Genomic DNA, 14,431 nt, shown 5'->3' with positions numbered 1-14,431 from the left:
TAACGCGGCAGCGGCTTTCGGTGTGTCTGAATGCCCCCGCGCTACGTTCCCTGTGGGCGCACCAGTTCCAGACAAATCAGGCTGTGCGGCGGACAGCGCGTGAACTCTGCCCGGGGCACGGTTCTTCGTCGCCTTTACAGCGCGCATGGTGGCACGATGAGAAGGAGTGGATCATGCGGGAAACCGGCGACGGGTGGGAGGTCGTCTCCGATCCGTCGGAGTGGGACGGCGTGGTCTTCGTAGACATTGACGGGACACTTGTGCCAGCCCCGGGCTCCGCTGTCCACGTGGCTCGCTACCTGGGCACGGAGGAGGAAATGGCCAAGGCTGAAGCCGCTTACGCGGCTGGCCTACTGACCAATCCCGAGATCGCGGCCGTAGACGCCCTCGCATGGGCGGGCCATACCGAAACGGAGATCGACAACTGGTTGACTCAACTGCCGCTCGTCGAGGGCATAGCGGAGACGGTCCAATGGTGCCGTGGGCACCGCCTCCTGCCGGTATTGGCCACCTTGGCCTGGCAACCGATCGGGAAGCACATCACGAAGAGGTTCGGGTTCGCCGCCTACTGCGGCCCTGAACTGGAACGCGCCGACGGAGCGTTCACCGGCCGAGTGCGGATCGCTTTCGACGAGTTCGGCAAACGTGACTTCGCGCTGCGCTATGCGGAGGATCTCGGCTTTGCCCTTTCACGGTGCGCGGCCATCGGCGACAGCCGATCGGACCTGCCGTTGTTCGACGAGGTCGGCCTCAGTATCGCCTTCAACCCGGACCAGCAGGCGCGGGACAGAGCCTCGACAGTAGTGGACAGCGGGGACTTGCGGTCCGTGACACCTCTGCTGGCGAATTGGTGCCAACGTACTTCCTAGAACGCCGGCCGGGTACGGACGAAGTGGGCTCGTACCCGACGGTGCGACGTGCGCTCAGCTCGGTACACGGGACTATTCACAACGGCTGCGACGGCGCACCGGGCCCCGGCCTGCGGCCAACGGATCAAGACGCGGTACGGGCGTACGCGGTCAGCCAGTTGATATCGCGATGCCCGGGCCCGTAACGCTCTCGTTCATTGACGATGCGCACGTCGGGCCCGGCGAAGCCGGCCGCCTCCAGCAGACCGCGGACCCGGCCCGCGGTCTGGTAGCGGAAGAAACGGGCAGCGTCGGCACTGAACGACTCGACGAACTCCTCCTCGCCCTCGCCTTCCTTGAAACTGACGAAGAGTGCCCCGCCGGTCCGCAATACCCGAGAGAACTCGGACAGCGCGGTCGCCACGTGCTCGTCCTTGAGGTGCAGCAGCGTCGCTTGGGACCAGACGCCCGCGAAACAGGCGTCCGGAAGGTCCAGCGCGCGCACGTCCATACGCCGGAAGTCCAGTGCGGGGTGGAGCTCCCGGGCCCGGACGAGAAAGGGTTCGCTCAGATCCACCCCGGTCACCGCTATGCCCCTGGCCGCCAGCAAGGCCGTGTCGCGGCCGAAGGCACACCCGGCGTCCAGTACCGGCCCGGCCGGATCGGGCAGCATTCGTGCGAAAAGGTCGAGCTCCTCGTCCGGGAGCATGTCCTTGGTGGCGCATTCGTAGGTGTGGACACTGTGTTCGTAGGCGGCGAGAGTGCGCGAGAGGTAGTCAGACATTCGTGTAACCTACTGTGCCGGAGCAGCGATCCCGAGGGGGCTTGACTGTTCTGTCCTGGAGACCCGGTGCCACAGCGGCCACAGGCTCTCATCCTGAAGACCATCGGCGGCGACCGGCCGCACGATCATCGCTGGTGCCGGCGTCACCCACCCCGCTGTCGCGAAACCCGTTCCCACAGCCCCACATGCGCTTATGAGTGCAGCTCCAAGCAGCCCGAGCCAAGTACGCCCACCGCAGCGACCGGGCATGGTGGGGCCGCAGCCTCAACCACCCATTTCGAGGGGCAGCCCCTTACGGTCATCGCTCAGTGAACGTCGTATGACGTTGACCAGCTTCACTCGCGCTTATGCGGTTGCCAGCCTGGCCTGTTCGAACTCCTGCGGACTTAGCGGGTCATGCAGTGGCGTGCGTCCGCCTCGCTCCACTTGGTCCAGAAAGGAATTGATGGCACGGCTGGCATTGTCGATTTCCGCCGCGACATCCATGGGAGCGGCCAGGGTTACGCGTATCAAAGCCGCGCTCCACTCGCCCCGGTCGTAATTCCAACCGTGCTGGTCACCGTGGGCTCGCCTGAGGTCCATCGTGGACTTGGCGTAGTGACTGAACAGCTGCTGATAGGCGGCTAGTTGCTGATCACGAGCCCACTGGCGATTTTGAGCACGGCGCGTGACGATACCGCCGACCAGCACGCCCGCTGTGGCGGACAGCGCGCCAGCGGCCGTTGTCACCAGCATGTCCAGCATCAATCCCCTGAGGCCGCCGTCCCAACCTTCGGTGAGGCGAACATACTGATCACCGGTCCTCGGCGGGCTCCCGCCCCACCTCGCCGAAATGAGCCGGCGCAGCGACGATCTCCAGCTCCAGCCGCGGGCCGACGCCGATGGTCGCGGTGGTCCGCTCGTCCGGCACGGTGTGCATCGCCTTGCCCGTGCGCGTGTGCGCCAGGTGCCCGCCTCACACTCGTAGGTAAGGCTCCCGGAGCCCGGTGTGGGAAGTCGGGTTCGTTCATGGACGGGGAGCGCAGCGCATCAAGGGCTCGAATATGGGCGTGTGTCATGTGCTTCATGCGTGGTGACATGGTTGGTCGGGGCGGTTGTTGTTCGGGGCGCCGGTTCGAGGAGTGAGCGGGCGGCGTCCGTATGCTGGACCATGGACCCCGCTGCCGCCTCCCTTGTGGGTGACGTCCGGCTGCGGACTGGTGTGCCGCCGCGCATGCCCGCCGCGGTGGCGGGTACAACGCACCCCTGCGGGGGTGTCGCGGAAGCGGCCGAAGAGTAAGGAGTGTCGGAAGTGATTCGAAAGCTGCAAGCGGTCGCGTTGGACTGCGCTGATCCGGTACGGCTCGCCGAGTTCTACGCGGAGCTGCTCGGCGGCCGAGTGCTCGCCAAACCTGAGGATCTCGACTGGATCGAGGTGCACGGGTTCGAGGGAACACCGCTGGCCTGCCAGCGGGTGGACGGCTACCAACCGCCCGAATGGCCCGGCCAAGCGCGCCCGCAGCAGCTCCATCTGGACTTCGACGTAGACGACCTCGACGGTGAGGAAAAGCGGGCGCTCGCCCTCGGCGCGACCCTGCTGGAGCGCACGGACGAGCTCCACCCGGGGGCCAACTGGCGGGTTTACGCGGACCCGGCCGGCCATCCGTTCTGTCTCTGCTTCCACTGAGCCCTTCGGGCCTACTGCTCTGGTTTTCACGGCTGCTGCCGCCGGCACGGGCGCCACAGGCGTAGAGCTGAGCGCTTCTGGGTCTTCGTCGGCATCGCCAGCACCCGCATCGGCCTTCGCCGCTACCCCGACTGAGCCGACCTCTTATTCGTTTGCCGCAGGTCAGCCCGGCCGGATAAGAAGCTCGCATGCTAAAAGGCAACAAGGTTGGGCTGAGGGCCCGGCACGAGGACGACATTCCGGTCCTGCGGGCCGAGCTGTACGACGACGTGGTCAACGCCTCGCGGGCCGAGGGCGGGCCATGGCGGCCGATTACGCCAGGTTCGCAGGACCCGCGGCTCGTGGTGGACGACAAGGAGCAGGGGCACGTCCCGTTCTCCGTGGTCGAGCTGGACGGCGGCACGCTGGTCGGCACCGCGACGCTGTGGGGAATCGACAATCACAACCGGTCCGCGCACATCGGGTTGGGCCTACTGCCGTCCGCTCGCGGCAAGGGCTACGGCACCGACGTCGTCGCGGTGCTGTGCCACTACGGGTTCGTCGTGCGCGGCCTCCAACGGCTACAGATTGAGACGCTGTCCGACAACACCGCGATGCTGCGCTCCGCCGAGGGCAACGGCTTCGTCCGCGAGGGCGTGCTGCGTTCCTCGGCCTGGGTGATGGGTGAGTTCTTGGACGAGGTGCTGCTAGGGCTCCTCGTCCAGGATTGGAAGCCGGACTCGCAGGGCTAGGCTGCCGTTCGACGCCCAAGGGCGGATCGTGGAGCCGACATGGACGGCTGAGGGCCAGGGCGGCGAGGGTTTTCCGCGTGGGCCGTGTGTCCTGCCCGCTGGCCGATAAGCGATACGCCCAGGCCGTGGGCCGCTTACCGGGACAGGGAGGCCCGGCCGATATCGCTGGGTGGTTGAGCGCGCCGAGCGCTTCGGGGCCTTCGCCGGCATCGATCGCGAGCGTCCACGTCTGCTACCGCCGCTGCACCAACACTGCGGTGGTGGCGGGGCGTTGGGCCTCCTTGTGTGGCGTCCCTCGGCGCCGGAAGGGCCCTTGGCCCACTGCGGGCATGGGAGCCCTCGGATACTTTGCCTGGCGGGGGCGGTTGCTGCCCGCCGCCGCTGCAAAAACCTCGGACGTCCCCAGTAGTCACCACAGTGTCGAGGGGGCCGGTTCCGTCGCCGCCCCGCGCAGCAAGCTGCTCGCCTTCGGCGCCGACATCACCACCACCGGCTCGGTGAGCCGCATCCGCGGGCCCGTCCAGCGTCGTGGCACAGATCCCGTCCAACTTCGTGGCACAGATGTAGAAGCGTCAGACATCCGTGCGGTGACCGCCCTGCTGATCGCCGCCCTCACCGCTGAGGGCCCCTCTACGATCCGGGGGATGTATCGCCTCCGGCGCGGCTACGGATACCTGCTGTCCGCCCTCGCCACGCTGGGAGCCGACATCACCACCCACCCCGGAGGCCCTGATGCCCGCCCCATTCACCGCCGCTGACGCCGCCCGCCTCAAAAAATCCCTTCAGTCCGTCATCGCCGACGGCGTCACCCCCGGCAGTGTGATCGTCTACGGCACCGCGGACGGCACCCCCGAATACCTCAGCGCCGGCATCGTCGCCCCGGAGTGCGGCGACGAAGCACCCACCCGGCATACGGCGTACGACATCGCCTCGCTGACCAAGGTCGTCGCCACCTGGCCCCTGGTCGGCCGCGCGCTGCATGACGGCCTCCTCGACCTGGACGAGCCGCTCCGTGACTTCCTGCCCGCGATGAACGGCGAGACGCCCTCAGCCGAGGCGACCGTGCGCCAACTCCTTGCCCATACCTCGGGGCTTCGCGCCTCCACACGTTTGGACCACTACCGCGGTGCCGAACTGCCCCTGCATGAACTGATGTGCCGCGAGCCACTGGACGATGCCCCCGGCACTCACCGCTACATCAACCGCGGGTACATCCTGCTGGGCCTGGCCCTCGCCCACATCAACGACCAGCCCCTCGACGAACTGGCCGCGGCCATGTGGGAGGACCTCGGCATGCCCGAAGTGACGTACGGGCCCCTGAGCCGCTCCCACCAGGTCGCCCCGACCGAGCAGCGCATCCCCGGCGCCCCGCGCGTCTGGGGCGTCGCGCACGACGACAACGCCGCCCTGCTCGGCGGCGTCGCCGGTCATGCCGGCGTCTTCGCCACCCCGCGCAGCCTCGCCCAATACGCCCAGCGGCTGCTGACCGCGTACACAGACCAGACCGACACCGACTTAGGTGAGTGGACGCGCGTCAGTCTCGTCCCGCAGGCCGCTATCGAGCCCGGCCTGGACCGCGGCCTGTCCTGGGTCCTCGCCGCCGGCGGACGCGTCGCCTACCATCACGGATTCACCGGGACCAGCCTCTACCTTGCCCTCGACACCGGCCGCTACCTCGTGATCTGCACGAACGCCGTCTACCACGGCAACGCCCGAACCCGGATCGCTCCACTGCGGGCCCTCGCACTCAAGACGACGTCCGCCACTTAACCAGGGCGGTCTGCATGCCTGAGCAAGCAGGTCACCCGTCGACTCAACTTCCGCTGCCACCGAGGGTGCAACGTCTACGGCGAAAGCCGGAGGCAAAGGCCGCACCGCGCTGGCGACCTTCCGCCGTGAGCGCGGCAGAAATGCATAGGAGCCGGCCCGTGATGCCGCCCGCGCGCCCATGCAGCCTGACGTGTCGAGGACATCCAAGAGCACTGATGGCAGTAGAGATCGTCTACGAGACACACGCCACCACCACGGACAACGAAACCGGCATCGCCACCGGCTGGCTCCCGGGCCGACTCTCGGACCTGGGCTGCCGCCAGGCCCGGGAATTGGGCGAACGCCGCCCCGGCGACGGCTTCGCGGCTGTGTTCGCTTCCGACCTGTGCCGGGCTGTCCAAACAGCCCGGACCGCGTTCCCCGATGGCCGTCCCCCGATCCACCAGGACATCCGACTGCGTGAGTGCAACTACGGAGACCTCAACGGACACCCGATCTCCCTCATCGCCGCCCAACGAGCCCAGCACATCGACGAACCATTCCCCGGAGGCCAGAGCTACCGCCAGGTCGTTACGGCCACTCGTGCCTTCCTTCACGACCTCGCCACCGGATGGGACAGCAGCACAATCCTGGTGATCGCCCACTCGGCCAACCGATGGGCACTCGACCATCTGCTCACCGGAACACCGCTGGAAGAACTACTTCAAGCACCGCCTAGCTGGCGCCCGGGCTGGCACTACACGCTATCCGCCGACTGGCCCGCCTCAGTCCGGTGAACCCATGCGCTCAGAGCACTAACGAGAGCAGTTGATGCAGAGCACCATCTGTCCGCGGGCACCTGCCCGCCGGGTGCGAGGGGCTGGGTGGGTGGACCCGGAGGCCATGGCCGGCCTCGTGGGGCGGTGGTGTTCGGTGCTACTGGGTTCGGTGGAGATAGATGCGCTGCCCTGCGGGGTCTGCGGTGACGCGGTGGTGTTTCCATGGCGGGGCGTCGGCAACGGGGAGGCGTTTCTTGGGCCAGCCGAGGCTTTTCCATGGGGGTTGGTGGCGTTGGCCGCGCAGTTTCATGAACGCTACCGGTTTGATGAGGTGGCCTGTGGCGCTGCCGGCGCCGTCGCAGGTGAGTGTGAGTAGGGCGTCATGGCCGTACGGGGTGTCGATGGGGGTGAGGATGGTGCCGCCGTGGCGGACTTGGTGTAGCCAGGCTGGGGGAATGGTACGCACTGCGGCGGTGGAACTAGATCTTGGGATATGGGAGAACGGAGTCGCTGTGGGGATGAAGCACTATCCGCCGGAGTTCCTGGCGGACGCGTTCGCGTCGTACCGCTCTGGGCCGGGAGCGGCGATCGAGTCGGTTGCGGCTGACCTGGGGGTCAACACCGAGACGCTGCACAAGCTGGATACGGGCCGCTGACGGGCGGATTCCCGGCTCGCGCTTTGTGGCCCAGGCGGCCACGCCGGCGTCTGACCCGGCGGAGGTGGCGGCTTTGCGCAAGTGGGTCCGTGAACTCGAAGAAGAGCGGGACATGCTGCGTAAAGCGGCGCGGTATTTCGTCGCGACGGAGACGCACTGGTGAACCGCTGCCAGTTCGTTGATGATCACCAGCGCCATTACGGCGTGAAGCGGCTGTGCACGATCTTGGGCATCACCCGCTCGGGCTTCTCCTCCCGGCGCAAGACCGCCGCGGACCGCACAGCCCGCCAGGCGGCCGACGCCAAGCTCGCCGCCAAGATACGCACAGTCCACCGGGAATCGGACGGCACCTATGGCGTCCCCAGGGTCACCGCACAACGTCGGGAGGACGGTGAGCGCGTCAACCACAAGCGCGTCGCGCGTCATGCGCGGCACCGGCCTGGCCGGAGTCCGCCTGCACCGCAGGCACCGCACCACTGTTTCGGACTTGGCCGCCGCGAAGGCCCCGGACCGGATCGCACGCGACTTCACGGCCGAGGAAGTGAACACCAAGTACGTCGGCGACATCACGTACTTGAGCGTCGGCGGCGGAAATTGTTGTTGTCTCGCGACCGTGATCGATCTGTGCTCACGCCGCCTGGCGGGCTGGGCGATCGCCGACCACATGAGAACCGAGCTCGTCACCGACGCCTTCGCCGCAGCAAAACCAACCCGCGGCAGTCTCAAGGGCGCGATCATGCACACCGACCACGGCGCTCAGTACACGAGCGCCGCGTTCGCTGACGCCTGCCGCCGGGTGGACGTGCTCCAAAGCATGAGCGCGGTGGGCAGCTCAGCGGACAACGCCGCCGCGGAGAGTTCCAACGCGACCTTCGAAAAGGGAGACGCACCAGGGACGAAAGGGCTGGACGAGCAAGCGTGAGGCCCGACTCGAAGCGTTCCGGACCTCCGGCGAACGTACTACAACACAAAGGAGCAGGTCGGAGCGCTGGAAGCGCTGTTGCGCAAGCTGCCGGATCTATCTGCTCCGGTTCGACAGCCGCCCGTGCGACGTAAACCTGGTCGGGCGAAGCAGCTCAGCGACGACCAGGTGCAGCAGCTCATCGACGGCTACGTGGGTGGAGCGACGGTCTACCAGCTCGGTGATCGGTTCGGGATCAGTCGGCAGCGGGTGGGCGAAATCCTGAAGCACCATGGCGTCGAGATGCGGATGCGTGGACTATCGGCAGAGCAGATCGGCGAGGCGGTACGACTTTACGAGGCCGGCCAGGCGCTCGCACGGATTGGCGAGCGACTCGGTGTAGACGGCGGGACTGTGCGCACTCGGTTGGTCGAGCGCGGGGTGAGCATGCGGGACAGCCACGGGCGAGAGCGTTGACGCCCTCCGCCAGGTCTCGCAGGGCAGGCAGAATCGACTGTCAGTGCCGTGGGCTAACTTGAAAGGGAGCCTCCTGGGACAGGAGCGCCAGCGTCGCAGGAGGACAAGAAGTGGCACAGAAGTTCAACGAGAGTGCATTCCGCCAGCAGGTCAAGGCGGCTCAGCGCAAGGCCGAGCAAGAGCAGAAGAAGGTTGTCGACAAGGCTAACCGCGAGATTGATCAGCACAACCGCAAGGTTGAGCAGCAGAACCGACAAGCGGTCGCTGCTTACAACAGGCGTGTTGACGCACACAACCAAGCGGCCGACCGCCACAACCAGCAGGAGGTCGCCAAGATCAACCGCAGCCTTCAGGAAGCAGTGACCCGGCCTACGGTTCGTTACACGGTCGAAGAGCGCCAGCTCGCCGACAGAGTCCAAGAGGCTGTTTCTGCCCACGACGCACGGGAGTGCGACGTTTTCCTCAGCTACGCACGGCTCGATGGATCAGAAGTAGCCGGACAACTTCGACAGGAGCTTGAAGACCTCGGGGTGACAGTCTGGTTTGACGAAGTCTCGATCCGTCCTGGGAAGAGCCAGGCCTTGCAGATGGACCAGGGGCTCCGACGTGCTCACGCTGGCGTTGCAGTTCTGACGGCTGTGTATCTTACCGGGCGCTTCTGGACGGAGCGCGAACTCGGGGCCCTTCTCCACAAGAGCACCCTGATTCCCGTATTGCACAAAGTTACATTCGAAGACGTCGCTGAATACAGCGGAATTCTTCCCGATCTCGCGGGCTTCACCACAGAACACGACTCAGTAAGCGACATCGCGCAAAAGATTGCGGCTGCCGTCCTCGCACCAGAGGTGCCGTAGCAAACCAAGGCAGCTACCTCTGGCTACCCATCGCACGTTGTCCAGTCTTCGTTCGCGAGTGGTGCGCCTCCGTGACTCGCTTTCGAACCCCAGCAAGTCCCTGGTTCGGTTGCTCAAGGCGCTGGAGAGCGCCGGTACGGTGGCGTTGCCGCTTCTCGTATCTGTGTCATGCCCTACGTACGACAGTTGGGTGACAGATTGTTCCGGCGGTCGGTTCTCCTCCCTCATCTCGAACCCGGACCCTACCCGGGTGTGTCTCGGCTCACGAAGTACGCCGAGATCGGGCAACCGGCGTGAGTCCGCGTCGACTCGACAGAAGTGCGACATCCTTCGGACTCGCACTCCGTAGAAGACTCTTGAGCACCGCCTGCTGGGTCTCTGGTGTCCAGAAGATCTTGAGGCTCTCCCGTGCCCGGGTGACAGCGGTGTAGAAGATGCTGTGCGCGATGTCATCCTCATTCGCATCGGTGATGACGATCTTGACGGAGTCGTATTCGAGGCCCTGTGCCTTATGGATCGAGACGGCGTAGGCAATCTGGAACGGCACGGCGGTGTTAAGTGAGTCGTCGTCCTCGTCGCTGGTGTCATGGTCGTAGACGGCGAAGCGTACGGTCGAATCTTTCACCCACTGGAGCTCCCCGCTAACGACGTCGAACTCGGTGAGCGGTCGATCCAGTTCGACGTCGAACTGTATTTGGCCTGGGGTAGAGGCGATGTCGACGATTCGTCCCTTCAGGTTGTTGTAGATCACCGGCCGGAACCGCTCGGTCTCGTTAAACAGAACTGGATCGCCCACCTTGTAGGTGGAGACGCGCCAAGTGGTCGCCGGGTTGGGGTTGCTGCTCTGAAGGAAGCGGTTGACGTTGTTGATCCCGTACAGGCCGTCGTAGTTCAGACACAGGATGATCTCGTCCTGCCGCTGCGCCTCGAATAGCGACTTGTCCAGCACGGTCGAGTAGCCGTTGCGGGCAATGACTTCGGCGATGTCGCCGTCGATAATCCGGACCTTGTCCCAGAACCCCAGGAGAGACTGGCTCTTGGTCCTGAACGGTGTTGTCAGCTCGAACACGGCCGTGCTAGGGATGAATGAGCGGATGATACTGAACCAGTTGCCGAACTGGATCGACTCGATCTGGTAGACGTCGCCTACAAGGACGAGCAGCTTGAACGACGTCTTCTCCAGCACTTTAAGCAAGTCTGCGTTGCTCACGGTGCTGCACTCGTCGATGACCAGAAGGTCGTACTCAGGGTCCGACCCATTCCGGTAGATCTGACTGCTGATCGTCCGGAAGGTCGAGTTCTGGGCGGTGACCTTGCGCTCGAGGTTATCCTTCGCCGGGTTGGTGTGAGCCAAGAACAGCTTCGTCTTGTCGTTGAAGTGCTGGGCAATATGGTCGACCATTGTGGACTTGCCCGTGCCAGCCGCACCGTAGATCAGCGCGACTTTAGACTGGCTGAACAGGAGCTTGAGGGCGGCCTTCTTGACGTCGTCATCGATACCGCGAGGAGCCTCGTTGAGCCATAGCTCGACGGCCACCGTGTAGCCGTCGATCCCGGACGTCGCATACTTCTGGAGCTTTTCGACGATGGAGACAGTGTCATCCTCGTACCCCCGGGTGAAGACATGCCCCTTGTCCTGCACGAGCTGCCGCTCGGTGTGCTTGTAGTAGAGCTTATTGTTGTAGATGGCGATCAGCTTGCTGACGTCGCCGAGGGCTTCGAGGTCAGCGACGGGTGTGTAGAGCATCCCGTGGCGTTCAACGTTGTTCCGGACTCGCCGAGCGAGCAGCTCGTGGTGCCGGTCGGTCGAGTCGAGGCTCTCGACGAGATCCCAGTAGCGCGGGTTGTGCCCTGGCAATGAGGTACAGAAGGGCATCTGATCGAACGGGATGCAGCCGTAGAGCAGGTTGAGGTCAGACAGACGACCGCACCTATCCCAGTTGTACTGCGGCTTCAACACCTGGTTGTGCATCCGCAGCATGAGGTAACGGATAACGTTGCGGCCCTGTGCCCCTGACCGCACGATTCGGCGCACTTCGTCCAACACCGGGAAGATCTGCGGCTTGGTCGTGCTCGCGGTGCCTGCAGTCTTGGCCGTCTCATACTGGTCATCGGGCATGTCGACGAGATCGAGCAGGCTGCCCAAACCCACCGTCAGGCCGTCCATGAGGTAGCGGTACTCGGCGGAGCCGGTGCTGGCCTTGATCGTGATGCCCAGGAGACGTGCGAAGTTGTTGAGCTCGCACGGGCGGATCGAGACCTCCCAGTCGCGGATGATCGTGATCGGCATCGTCTGGTCGAGGACGTTGATCGAGTCGCGCTGGAGGGTCAGCATGGCCGAGTACTTGTCGCTCATGTCGATGTTGGTGAAGGCAATGATGCGGTCGAACTTGCTGACCTTGTTGACGGCTCGGTAGAGGGTGACCTCGTAGTAGATGTGCCCACCGACGAAGAACGGGCGCGTCTTATGGATGTAGTAGCGATCCCGCGCTCCACCCGAACCGGTCCTGCGTAGAGCCTCAATCCGGGCGGCGATCTTCTCGTGGTACTCCCGCAACGACGGGTCGAAATTGACCGGGAACGACTCTAGGTTGGCGAGCACGTCGATCCCGCAGCCTCCCTTGAGCAGGGTGCGGATTCGTAGAAGGTACTCGTAGTACTTGAGCATCAGGCGCTCGGAGGCATCCCCGTCCATGGTGTAGTGCGAGGCGCTTGCTTCGAGAAGCTTGTGGAACCGGCCCAGGAAGCTGTACTGGCCGCTCCCCTTCACGAAGGCAAGTCCAAGCCCTATCGCCGGGTAGTTGTACTGGGTGTCGGAGGTGCCCGACTGGAGGCGCACGGCGACGCCCTCGACCAGGTTCCGGAGCTGCGCAAGGATGTTCTGAGACAGCAGGTCGCGCTGGTGAGTCAAAGAGGCGATGTTCTGACAGATCGCTGCGTCTGTGCTCTGGATGTGCTCGTCAACCGTCGTCATGAATTCACCTTCTCGCTCCTTCTGTATTTCCGTTGATTGCTCTGCTCTAGCTCGCGCCAGTTGGGCATCGGGGCGGTCATCATTTTCTGGTCGGCTACAGAAATCGAGCCTTAAGCGCAGGGATGGCCTCAATCTTCTCGGTAGTGAGGTCGCTCCAGACAAGCCCCCGGGGCCGGCGCCGGTTGGGGCACTGAATCACCTCGTCGGGGGTGACGATGAGATCGACGCTGAAGTCGTGCTCGGTCTCGGGGATGTCGTCCTCGACGACCTGGAGTTGGTGGACGGGCGCAACTATGACCGTCTCGTCCGTCACGAAGCCCGCCTCGATGAGGAGCGCCACCTCCAGGTCGGAGTACCCCGCACCCTTGCCGATGCGTGCGCCGGAACGGTTGACTGCCACGCTGCCGCAGATCACCACGTCGATGGGCCTCATGTCTTCGACGCTGACTCGACGAGCCACCTGTGCGGCACCCTCTTTCTCCGCGGCCTGCTCGGCGGGCAGTTCCAGCGTTGCTGGGTCAAGCAGGAAGAACGGTTGGAGGCTCGCCATCCTCGGCACAGCCATATAAAGGAGCTTGCCGTCCTTGAGAGCGCGGATTCGGACCGGCAGTTGGGCCCAGTCGGGGTTCGCCTTGACTGTCCGGGCCTGGTTCCACACGTCCAGCTCGGCCAGGCGCTTGGCCGTCGCCTCCGCGCCGTTGAAGCCAGGGATCTTGCCGTACGAGCCTTCTGGCACAGCGCCTTCGTGTTCGAGCAGGCGCCACACTTGGTCGCGGACAGCTTCCTTGGCCTGGTCGATGTTGCTCATGCGCCCCTACCGGTCCCGTCAGATCGCCGCCATGAGGGCTAGCAGACGATCATTGACGTCCTGCACCCACGGCTCGTGCCGCCACTCTCGAAGCTCTGGACCAGCGGCGAATGCCAGGTTAAGACCCCCGCCACCCCGTGTCAGCTCCACGGCGTCAATCGTCCGGTGCATAGTGGCCGCCGCCTCGTCGACCTTGCGCTGGCGAATCAGTGACAAGGCGAGATTCCCGAGCGCGATGGCCTGGCTCTTCTGCTTCGCGGCGAGTGCCCTGGCGGTCATACGCAGGATGGGCTCGGCCTGCTCGGGCAGATTCAGGGAGAAGTAGCACGACCCGGACAAGCGGCTGAACTCGTTGACCGTGTAGTACTCAGCAGCCATGTCATCGGCACCGACCCGGTCGAGCTGTGCTTCCGCCTTCGTTAGCGCCGCCTCGCATGACTTGAGGTCACCGCTCATGGCATAGCCCTCGGCCATATGAAGCAAACTCAGCCCCGTAAGGGAGGGACTGACGGAGCGTGCCACCTTTGCCGCCTGTCCTGCGAGCGTCGCGCCCTTGAGCGGGTCCTTCTCGCCGTAGAGTGCCACGAAGCTCTTGCGCAGGGTCGCGTATGCCTCGGCGTACGGATCACGCACCTGACGGGCCGCGGTCACCGCCTCGTCCAGGTAGGCGACCGGTGCGTCGTGGTCACGCCGCTGGCTCACGTCCCAGACGAGCTGGCCCATAAATGCGGCCGACTCGGCTTCGACCTCGAAGAGGGCTTTGCGCACTCGGGGGTTGGTCGCGTTCTCCCGAAGGAACTTCACCTGCCCGTGGACCTGGCCGGCGGGTCCGAGCAGGGCCGTCGAGGGTGCCCTGTCGTACCGCTCGTCGAGTTGGCGAATCCGCTCGTGCAGGTAGGCGACTGCCACCAGGTCGACTGACGACGGGTGTTGGAGGACGTAGCTCATACGTTCGCTGAGCTTCGCCTGGATGACCGTCACATCGCCGAGCTAGGACTGCAACTCGTCGAGCGTCACCTTGAGCGCGGCGGCGAGCTTAGGGCGCACCCACGGCTGAGGTTCACTCTCGGCCGTTTCCCAGCGCACGACCGTCGAGCGCTCGATGCCCAGTCGTTCGGCGAGCTTTTCTTGGCTGTAGCCCGCAGATTTGCGACGCTGAGCGAGCCGCATGCGCTTGGCCGCCATCGCACTTCCCTCCCGGGGC

At 65.0% G+C, this 14,431-nt stretch carries 18 protein-coding genes and 1 pseudogene; 11 read left to right on the top strand and 8 right to left on the bottom strand.

Annotated features, from left to right (window positions below; translation table 11 throughout):
* Nucleotides 1-173 precede the first annotated feature (173 nt).
* Nucleotides 174-869: an HAD family hydrolase gene (locus tag FHS42_RS11930; protein ID WP_184571909.1), complete on the top strand. Its 696-nt coding sequence runs from the start codon at nt 174-176 to the stop codon at nt 867-869.
* A gap of 124 nt (nt 870-993) precedes the next feature.
* On the opposite strand, the gene FHS42_RS11925 is transcribed toward FHS42_RS11930, so the two are convergent.
* From FHS42_RS11925 to FHS42_RS38175, 3 genes are all read right to left on the bottom strand, one after another.
* Entirely contained in the window at nt 994-1,632 is a 639-nt protein-coding gene (locus FHS42_RS11925; RefSeq protein ID WP_184571907.1) for a class I SAM-dependent methyltransferase, read from the bottom strand.
* A gap of 345 nt (nt 1,633-1,977) precedes the next feature.
* Nucleotides 1,978-2,376: a hypothetical protein gene (locus FHS42_RS11920; protein WP_184571905.1), complete on the bottom strand. Its 399-nt coding sequence runs from the start codon at nt 2,374-2,376 to the stop codon at nt 1,978-1,980.
* Nucleotides 2,377-2,425: 49 nt separating this feature from the next.
* On the bottom strand, nt 2,426-2,551 hold the full coding sequence (locus FHS42_RS38175; RefSeq protein WP_281392726.1) for a hypothetical protein: 126 nt from the start codon (nt 2,549-2,551) through the stop codon (nt 2,426-2,428).
* 372 nt (nt 2,552-2,923) lie between these two features.
* On the opposite strand from FHS42_RS38175, the gene FHS42_RS11915 reads away from it, so the two are divergent.
* The 5 genes from FHS42_RS11915 to FHS42_RS11895 all read left to right on the top strand — a co-directional run bounded on the left by FHS42_RS11915 (nt 2,924) and on the right by FHS42_RS11895 (nt 6,575).
* Nucleotides 2,924-3,298 carry a VOC family protein gene (locus FHS42_RS11915; RefSeq protein ID WP_184571903.1) on the top strand — a complete coding sequence of 125 codons (375 nt, stop codon included), beginning with the start codon at nt 2,924-2,926 and terminating at the stop codon, nt 3,296-3,298.
* 188 nt (nt 3,299-3,486) lie between these two features.
* Nucleotides 3,487-4,029, top strand: coding sequence for a GNAT family N-acetyltransferase (locus tag FHS42_RS11910; RefSeq protein ID WP_184571901.1), 543 nt, complete (start codon nt 3,487-3,489; stop codon nt 4,027-4,029).
* A 329-nt stretch (nt 4,030-4,358) separates the two neighbouring features.
* On the top strand, nt 4,359-4,787 hold the full coding sequence (locus tag FHS42_RS11905; RefSeq protein WP_184571899.1) for a carboxyvinyltransferase: 429 nt from the start codon (nt 4,359-4,361) through the stop codon (nt 4,785-4,787).
* A complete protein-coding gene (locus FHS42_RS11900) occupies nt 4,762-5,799 on the top strand; it encodes a serine hydrolase domain-containing protein (RefSeq protein ID WP_184571897.1) in 1,038 nt (345 codons plus the stop codon). The genes FHS42_RS11905 and FHS42_RS11900 overlap by 26 nt, the downstream gene beginning before the upstream one ends.
* A 215-nt stretch (nt 5,800-6,014) precedes the next feature.
* Nucleotides 6,015-6,575, top strand: coding sequence for a histidine phosphatase family protein (locus tag FHS42_RS11895; RefSeq protein WP_184571895.1), 561 nt, complete (start codon nt 6,015-6,017; stop codon nt 6,573-6,575).
* A 139-nt stretch (nt 6,576-6,714) separates the two neighbouring features.
* On the opposite strand, the gene FHS42_RS11890 is transcribed toward FHS42_RS11895, so the two are convergent.
* Nucleotides 6,715-7,050, bottom strand: a complete 336-nt coding sequence (locus FHS42_RS11890) for a hypothetical protein (RefSeq protein WP_312866855.1) — start codon at nt 7,048-7,050, stop codon at nt 6,715-6,717.
* A 25-nt stretch (nt 7,051-7,075) separates the two neighbouring features.
* Between FHS42_RS11890 and FHS42_RS11885 the strand changes: the two genes are divergently transcribed.
* The 5 genes and pseudogenes from FHS42_RS11885 to FHS42_RS38595 all read left to right on the top strand — a co-directional run bounded on the left by FHS42_RS11885 (nt 7,076) and on the right by FHS42_RS38595 (nt 9,445).
* Nucleotides 7,076-7,213, top strand: coding sequence for a helix-turn-helix domain-containing protein (locus FHS42_RS11885; RefSeq protein WP_184571894.1), 138 nt, complete (start codon nt 7,076-7,078; stop codon nt 7,211-7,213).
* Between the two features lie 318 nt (nt 7,214-7,531).
* Nucleotides 7,532-7,576: pseudogene (locus FHS42_RS39070) on the top strand (hypothetical protein); the annotation flags it as partial.
* Between the two features lie 28 nt (nt 7,577-7,604).
* Nucleotides 7,605-8,135 (top strand): DDE-type integrase/transposase/recombinase, encoded by a 531-nt coding sequence (locus FHS42_RS11875; protein ID WP_184571891.1) that lies wholly within the window; start codon nt 7,605-7,607, stop codon nt 8,133-8,135.
* 123 nt (nt 8,136-8,258) lie between these two features.
* Nucleotides 8,259-8,591, top strand: a complete 333-nt coding sequence (locus tag FHS42_RS11870; protein ID WP_221476386.1) for a hypothetical protein — start codon at nt 8,259-8,261, stop codon at nt 8,589-8,591.
* A gap of 110 nt (nt 8,592-8,701) precedes the next feature.
* Nucleotides 8,702-9,445: a TIR domain-containing protein gene (locus FHS42_RS38595; RefSeq protein WP_184571889.1), complete on the top strand. Its 744-nt coding sequence runs from the start codon at nt 8,702-8,704 to the stop codon at nt 9,443-9,445.
* Between the two features lie 262 nt (nt 9,446-9,707).
* On the opposite strand, the gene FHS42_RS11860 is transcribed toward FHS42_RS38595, so the two are convergent.
* The 4 genes from FHS42_RS11860 to FHS42_RS36930 all read right to left on the bottom strand — a co-directional run bounded on the left by FHS42_RS11860 (nt 9,708) and on the right by FHS42_RS36930 (nt 14,412).
* Nucleotides 9,708-12,419, bottom strand: a complete 2,712-nt coding sequence (locus FHS42_RS11860; protein ID WP_184571887.1) for an ATP-dependent DNA helicase — start codon at nt 12,417-12,419, stop codon at nt 9,708-9,710.
* A gap of 94 nt (nt 12,420-12,513) precedes the next feature.
* The gene (locus tag FHS42_RS11855; protein WP_184571885.1) at nt 12,514-13,227 is read right to left on the bottom strand and encodes a 5-formyltetrahydrofolate cyclo-ligase; all 714 of its coding nucleotides are present in this window, start codon (nt 13,225-13,227) and stop codon (nt 12,514-12,516) included.
* Nucleotides 13,228-13,245: 18 nt separating this feature from the next.
* Complete coding sequence (locus tag FHS42_RS11850; RefSeq protein WP_312866842.1) at nt 13,246-14,208, bottom strand: NsdA family TPR-like regulatory protein; 963 nt, start codon at nt 14,206-14,208, stop codon at nt 13,246-13,248.
* Between the two features lie 9 nt (nt 14,209-14,217).
* Complete coding sequence (locus tag FHS42_RS36930; RefSeq protein WP_246494583.1) at nt 14,218-14,412, bottom strand: helix-turn-helix transcriptional regulator; 195 nt, start codon at nt 14,410-14,412, stop codon at nt 14,218-14,220.
* Between the last annotated feature and the right edge of the window lie 19 nt (nt 14,413-14,431).

The sequence above is a fragment of the Streptomyces zagrosensis genome, from assembly GCF_014203645.1.
Taxonomy (GTDB): domain Bacteria; phylum Actinomycetota; class Actinomycetes; order Streptomycetales; family Streptomycetaceae; genus Streptomyces; species Streptomyces zagrosensis.
The sequence above is the reverse complement of the archived record's forward strand: the minus strand, read 5'-3'. Positions and strand labels throughout refer to the sequence as shown.